This is a genomic window from Allosphingosinicella sp. (genome assembly GCF_036570505.1).
In the GTDB taxonomy this organism is placed as follows: domain Bacteria; phylum Pseudomonadota; class Alphaproteobacteria; order Sphingomonadales; family Sphingomonadaceae; genus Allosphingosinicella.
Window position 1 is genome coordinate 1 of the sequence record NZ_DATCYB010000010.1, and the last position, 5,712, is coordinate 5,712.

Consider the following 5,712-nt stretch of genomic DNA (forward strand, 5'->3'; position numbering starts at 1 on the left):
ATCTCATCCTCGCTAAGATCCGGCATCAACGCCAGGAGGTCGTCGAGGCCATCGTATACGCAGCGCATGCCGCCGGCCGTGAAGCGCGTATTGCCGCCGCGTTCGGCTTCCGGCGCACGCTCCAGGACGAGCACCTGCGCATCGTTCTGTGCAGCCGTGATCGCGGCACACATCGCCGCATTGCCTGCCCCCACGACGATTACGTCATGGTTCGAACTGTTGAGCATGATAGCTGTTCCTTCGCTATACGAAAATATTTTCGATATAGTCGCGGTGCCCGGGGATCGCCGTCAAGCCCCTCCAACATGCCCGGCAAGCGGTTGACGGCAGCCGCTTATTCTGGCATCATTTTCACTCTGCAAAGTATTTTTCGCTATGCGCACACCGCCTTTGTTGGAGGACGGCAGGCCTATGAGTCTCGCAGGCGCGCTCGGTCGATACATGTATCGGATCGACAGCGAGCGCATGTCGCCATTCCTCACCAGCCATGCGAAGACACTTCTGATCGACGCCATCGCCTGCATGTTGGGTGGCGTCTCGACGGAGATCGTCCAGATCGCGGATCGGCAGGCCGGCAGTTCACATGAACAGGCGCTGCGAGCGACATCACTTGTCGACGGCCGCAAGGTTGCCGTGGACGTCGCTGTCCTGGCCAACTGCGCGGCTGTGCGGTCGTTGGACTTCATGGACGTCTATTCCGAAGCCGACGTCAGCCATCCGAGCGAAGCCGTCCCGGTGGCGATCGCGTGCGCGGAGGCAGGCGGCGCGACCGGCCGGGAGTTCCTCTCGGGACTGATAGCGGCGTTCGGCATGCACGCCTGGCTGGCGCGGCAATTGTCCCTGCACGACAATGGCCTGCATCACGTCGGCCATGCCGCGTGGGTCGCGCCTCTCCTCGCCGCCAGGCTCCTTGGGTATGGCGAAGAAACCGCCGCACGCGCCGTCAACCTCTCGGCGCCGGCGTTCATCGCGCCGGACGGCTTCAGCCGCGGACATCTGGCGAATGTGAAAGCTCTTGCATATGGCCTCATCGCAAGCCGCGGCGTGAACATGACACTGATGGCGCGGGACGGCTTGGCGGCGCAGGATGGCGCCTGCGACGAGGTCGTCGAGCTCCTGTCGCGGATTTGCGGGCGCGCCATCGATGCCGGTGCACTTGTGCCGAACACCGGATGCGATGACGTGGCCGACATCTGGTTGAAGACTTATCCCGCACAATACGCGTTGCAGCCGTTGATCGCCGCCGCCAGCGCCTTCCACAGACGCAATGCGCGACAGCTCTCCGAGATCTCGCAGATCGTCGTCCGGGTCTCGACACGCACCGCCGAGCGGACGGCCGATCCGGCCAAGTTCCGTCCGCGCAGCCGCGAGGCTGCGGACCACAGCCTGCCGTTCGCTGTCGCGGCCGGCCTTCTCGACGGAGGCCTGTCCGCGTCGGCGATGATTACGGGCCGATGGGGTGACGCCGACATCATCGATCTGGCCGGCAGTGTCATCGTGGAGGCCCGCGATGGCGAAAGCGGATTCGCCATCGGCAAGCAGGAGATCGAGCTGCGTTTCAAAGACGGCTCGACCGAGCTGCTGGACTGCATCTATCCGCCGCGCGAGTCGAGCTGGCGGGAGATCGCCGTTTCCAAGCTGGAGCAGTTCAGCGGCGGCGACCCGCGACAGGTCGTCGAAGCGGTCGATCGGCTGGAGACCCTGACCAGTATCGCCCCGCTCGTCGATGCGATCGTCGAAGCCGGCGCTACGCCCAAGCGGCCAGTAACCGCCTTGCAATCGGCGGCAAACCGCACGTGAACACAAACGGGTACCAAACAAGCTTCATATTTGGGAGGAAAACAGTATGAGCAATCCACGCCGCAGGTTTTCGGCCGCGTTTCTGGCCGCAACGGCTGCAATCGCAATCAGCGCCGTGCCGGCATCCGGCCAAAGCAACTACTATGACGACAAGGACATCGAACTGATCGTTCCCTATGCGCCGGGTGGCGGCAACGACAGTTTCGCAAGGCTGCTTCAGGTTCAGTATGCGGCCTGCCTGCCAAACGCGGCCTCCGTGCGGGTCATCAACATTCCGGGCGGGGCCACCGTCATCGGCGCCAACGAATTCGAGCTGATGCGCAAGCCCGACGGGCTGTCCATTCTCGTTACGGCAGGCACCACGTCCTACGCGTGGATGCTCGGCCAGGACGGCGTGCGCTATTCGCCGCGCAACTGGACGCCGATCCTCGGCCTGCCGGGCGGCGGCGTGGTCTATGTCAATCCCGAAACCGGCGTCACCAATGTCAAGGAGCTGGTCGCGACCGAAGCCGAACTGGTCTTCGGCGGCATCAGCGCGACAGGGCTCGACCTGCTGGGTCTCCTGACTTTCGAGATCCTTGGACTCGATGTGCAGGCGGTGCTGGGCTACGCGGGCAAGGGTCCCGTGCAGATCGCCTACCAGCAGGGCGAGGTCAACATCGACTACCAGACGACCCCCGCCTACATTTCGCTTGTCGCGCCGCAGGTCGAAGCGGGCACCGCGATACCGCTTTACACCGCCGGAATGGTCGAGGATGGCGAATTGATCCGGGACCCGGCATTCCCCGAATTTCCCTCCTTCCTGGAGGCGTACCGTGAAGCATTCGGGAAGGAGCCGAGCGGGCAGGTCTGGGACGCCTACCTGGCGCTCGTCAGTTCCGGCGTCTCGGCTCAGCGCCAAGTCTGGGTTCACCAGGACATACCGCAGGAGGCACTGGGTGCGCTCAAGGAGGCGACGCAATGCGTGGTCGAGCGCGACGAGTTCTACGCGCAGGGCGAGGACATCCTGGCCGGCTACAAGCCCATCGTGGGTGAAACGCTCGAACGCAATGCCGAAGCCATGCTTTCGGTATCGGACGACGTCCTTTCCTGGCTGCGCAATCACCTGAACGAAACCTACGATCTCGAACTGTCGGTTGACTGACCGTTTCGCGGGGCCGCCGTCGTTGCGGCCCCGCAACAACCGGTTGAGCTGCCGCAAGCGTCGGGTGCCTCGTTCGGAGGCGCGACGACGTTGCGGCGCTTCGGCATATCAGATTCCCACCCTGCTCCCTAAGGTAGCGGCCCTCGATCCACGGATGCGGCCGCCCTGCACGGCCACCGGCCCCGGGCGATGATCGAGACCTGCGGCGCCGTGCGGAATTTCGACGACATCGTCCCAGCGTGCCGCTCGTCGCGCGTGGACGCCGCGAGGGCGTGGCCTGCGGCTTCGACGGAAAGACGCCTGTCCACGCGCGGCAGATCGATACCTGCACCCGCTCCTTTTCGCGGAGCGAGGTTGTCGCGGGGTTCACCCTCCCCCGCAATCTTCGCTAAGTGAAAAAAAATTCGCTTCAAAAAGGAAGCTTTTTCATGCCTTGTGAGGGTGAACGAACTGCCGGCGAGGAAGAGGAGGAAATCCCGACATGATCGACGCATCGCTTGAAGCGCTGGTGATCCTCGCGGACCCCGTCCGCCTTATGTATCTGGTGCTGGGAGTGGCGATCGGCTTTACCGTCGGGTTTCTGCCGGGCATAGGCGGCACCGCCGGCATGGCCTTGCTTCTGCCGCTGCTGTTCGGGATGGATCCGTATGGCGCTCTCGCGCTGATGATCGGCATTGTCGCCGTGAACAACACGTCCGACACGTTCACCTCCGTCCTTTTCGGCATTCCCGGCTCCGCCTCCTCCCAGGCGACCATCATGGACGGACATCCCCTGGCGCAGCGTGGCGAAGCGGCCCGCGCGCTCTCCGCATCGTTCATCGCTTCGATGATCGGCGGCCTCGTTGGCGCGCTGATCCTGCTTCTTGCCATTCCGGTAGCCCGTCCGATCATTCTGAGCTTTCGCACGCCCGATCTTTTCATGCTGACGCTGTTTGGCCTGAGCATGATCAGCCTCATGGCGGGCAAGCACCCGCTGCGCGGCATCCTGGTCGGCATCCTCGGCCTGGCGCTTGGAACGGTCGGTGGCGCGGCCTCGACCCCCGAATACCGCTATACCTTTGACTGGCTCTACCTATTCGGCGGCATTCCCCTTCCCGTTGCGGTTGCCGCCTTCTTCGCCATTCCCGAGCTGATCACCTTCCTGACGAGCGGGGGAAAGATCGCACGGACCGGCAAGTTGACAGGCGGCGCGCTACAGGGCGTGCGCGATGTGCTGAAGCACTGGTTCCTGATCGTTCGGTCGTCGGCGCTGGGCGCCTTCATGGGCATCATCCCCGGCCTGGGCGGCAGCACGGTGGAATGGCTTACCTATTTCCTGGCCAAGGCGACAGCCCGGGACAAGAGCCAGTTCGGCAAGGGCGACATACGCGGCGTCATCGCACCCGAGAGCTGCAACAACGCCAAGGACGGCGGCAGTCTCATTCCGACGCTGCTCTTCAGCGTGCCGACAAGCGGCTCAATGGCTGTTCTGCTCGGCGGACTGACCATATTGGGCGTGGAAGCGGGTCCGCGCATGGTCACCGAGCAGCTTCCGCTGACGATCTCGATCGTCTGGAGCCTGGCGCTGGCCAACGTCTTCGGCACCATGCTGTGCTTCGCAATGGCAAGGCCGATCAGCCGGCTGACGACGATGGACGCGAACAAGTTCGCTCCCTTCCTGATTGTGATCATCAGCATCGGCGCATATCAGTCGACGCAGCATTGGGGTGATCTGCTGCTGCTCTTCGGGATCGGCGTCTTTAGCTGGATATTGCGAATCCTCGACTGGCCGCGCATTCCGTTCGTCATCGGCTTCGTGCTGTCAGCCGGCGCCGAACGCTATCTCTTCATCTCGATGTCCCGCTATGGATATGACTGGATGACACGTCCGATGGTTCTCATCATCGGCGCGTTGATCCTGATCGTCATCGTAGCAGCGGTCATCCTCACCCAGCGCGGGGCGTCTCTGGAGGAACCTTCCATGTCCTCCCTTTCAGAAAAATCCGGAGCGTGACGATGCTAAAACGGAGAGTTTCCTACGCACTGTTGGCAGTGCTGATGCTGCTCCTGGCCGCGATGGCATGGACGGCGCGGGACTTCGCCAAGCTCGCGGCCTATTTTCCGATCACGGTCGCAACGCTCGGAGTTGCATTGGCCTTCATCGAACTGGGGCTGTCACGCAGGGCGGTCACCGATCCACCGACGGCGCAGGACGACGAGGAGGATGCCGAGTTCACGAAGCATCTGACAGGAGGCGTCGGGTATCTGGCCGGCCTGGCGCTTTACCTCGTCGCCATGATGGTACTCGGCTTCTTCAGTGCGACCATAGTCTATCTGGTGCTCATGCTGTGGAAGGGCGCGGGAATGCGCCCCGTCGCCGCGCTGGGACTCGCCGTCGCCATGGCAGCATTCATGTCCATGTTCGGCGGCTATATCGGCCTCGTTTTTCCGCTCGGCTACCTCGATAGTGCGGTGCTCGCGCTATTCGGCTAGTACGGGGGACGAAGAGCCGCTCCAGGCTATGTGGAACCGCCGCGCGGCAGACCGGACCGGGGCAGCGGCACCGGCAGCGCCGCCGTTCGAGGCCTATCAGGTCGGCTGGGGCATCACCCTCACCTTGGGCCGCCTACTCCCCTTCGACTGTCACCCGCCGGCGACGGCGCAGGGAGCTCCATAGCGACCAGAGGACAAGGAGCAGCGTCAGGCTCAGAATCGAGCCGGTGATCGGCTGCGCCAGGAGCTGGTAGTAGTCGCCGCGCGCCAGCAGCAGCCCGCGCCGCAGGTTCTCC

5 protein-coding genes are annotated in these 5,712 nt (G+C 63.6%); 4 read left to right on the forward strand and 1 reads right to left on the reverse strand.

Annotated features, from left to right (window positions below; genetic code table 11):
• Positions 1-227: FAD-binding protein (locus VIR62_RS00450; RefSeq protein ID WP_431867747.1), on the reverse strand; the 227-nt coding region annotated here is incomplete at its 3' end.
• A 184-nt stretch (positions 228-411) separates the two neighbouring features.
• Between VIR62_RS00450 and VIR62_RS00455 the strand changes: the two genes are divergently transcribed.
• The 4 genes from VIR62_RS00455 to VIR62_RS00470 all read left to right on the forward strand — a co-directional run bounded on the left by VIR62_RS00455 (position 412) and on the right by VIR62_RS00470 (position 5,416).
• Positions 412-1,800 carry an MmgE/PrpD family protein gene (locus VIR62_RS00455; RefSeq protein ID WP_431867749.1) on the forward strand — a complete coding sequence of 463 codons (1,389 nt, stop codon included), beginning with the start codon at positions 412-414 and terminating at the stop codon, positions 1,798-1,800.
• A 46-nt stretch (positions 1,801-1,846) separates the two neighbouring features.
• Entirely contained in the window at positions 1,847-2,944 is a 1,098-nt protein-coding gene (locus tag VIR62_RS00460; protein ID WP_431867751.1) for a hypothetical protein, read from the forward strand.
• A gap of 481 nt (positions 2,945-3,425) precedes the next feature.
• Positions 3,426-4,937 carry a tripartite tricarboxylate transporter permease gene (locus VIR62_RS00465; protein WP_431867753.1) on the forward strand — a complete coding sequence of 504 codons (1,512 nt, stop codon included), beginning with the start codon at positions 3,426-3,428 and terminating at the stop codon, positions 4,935-4,937.
• 2 nt (positions 4,938-4,939) lie between these two features.
• Positions 4,940-5,416: a tripartite tricarboxylate transporter TctB family protein gene (locus VIR62_RS00470; protein WP_431867754.1), complete on the forward strand. Its 477-nt coding sequence runs from the start codon at positions 4,940-4,942 to the stop codon at positions 5,414-5,416.
• Positions 5,417-5,712: the final 296 nt, after the last annotated feature.

Coding starts and splice junctions, on each gene's coding strand:
- VIR62_RS00455 (WP_431867749.1), top strand. CDS start 412: ATGAGTCTCGCAGGCGCGCTCGGTCGATACATGTATCGGATCGACAGC.
- VIR62_RS00460 (WP_431867751.1), top strand. CDS start 1,847: ATGAGCAATCCACGCCGCAGGTTTTCGGCCGCGTTTCTGGCCGCAACG.
- VIR62_RS00465 (WP_431867753.1), top strand. CDS start 3,426: ATGATCGACGCATCGCTTGAAGCGCTGGTGATCCTCGCGGACCCCGTC.
- VIR62_RS00470 (WP_431867754.1), top strand. CDS start 4,940: ATGCTAAAACGGAGAGTTTCCTACGCACTGTTGGCAGTGCTGATGCTG.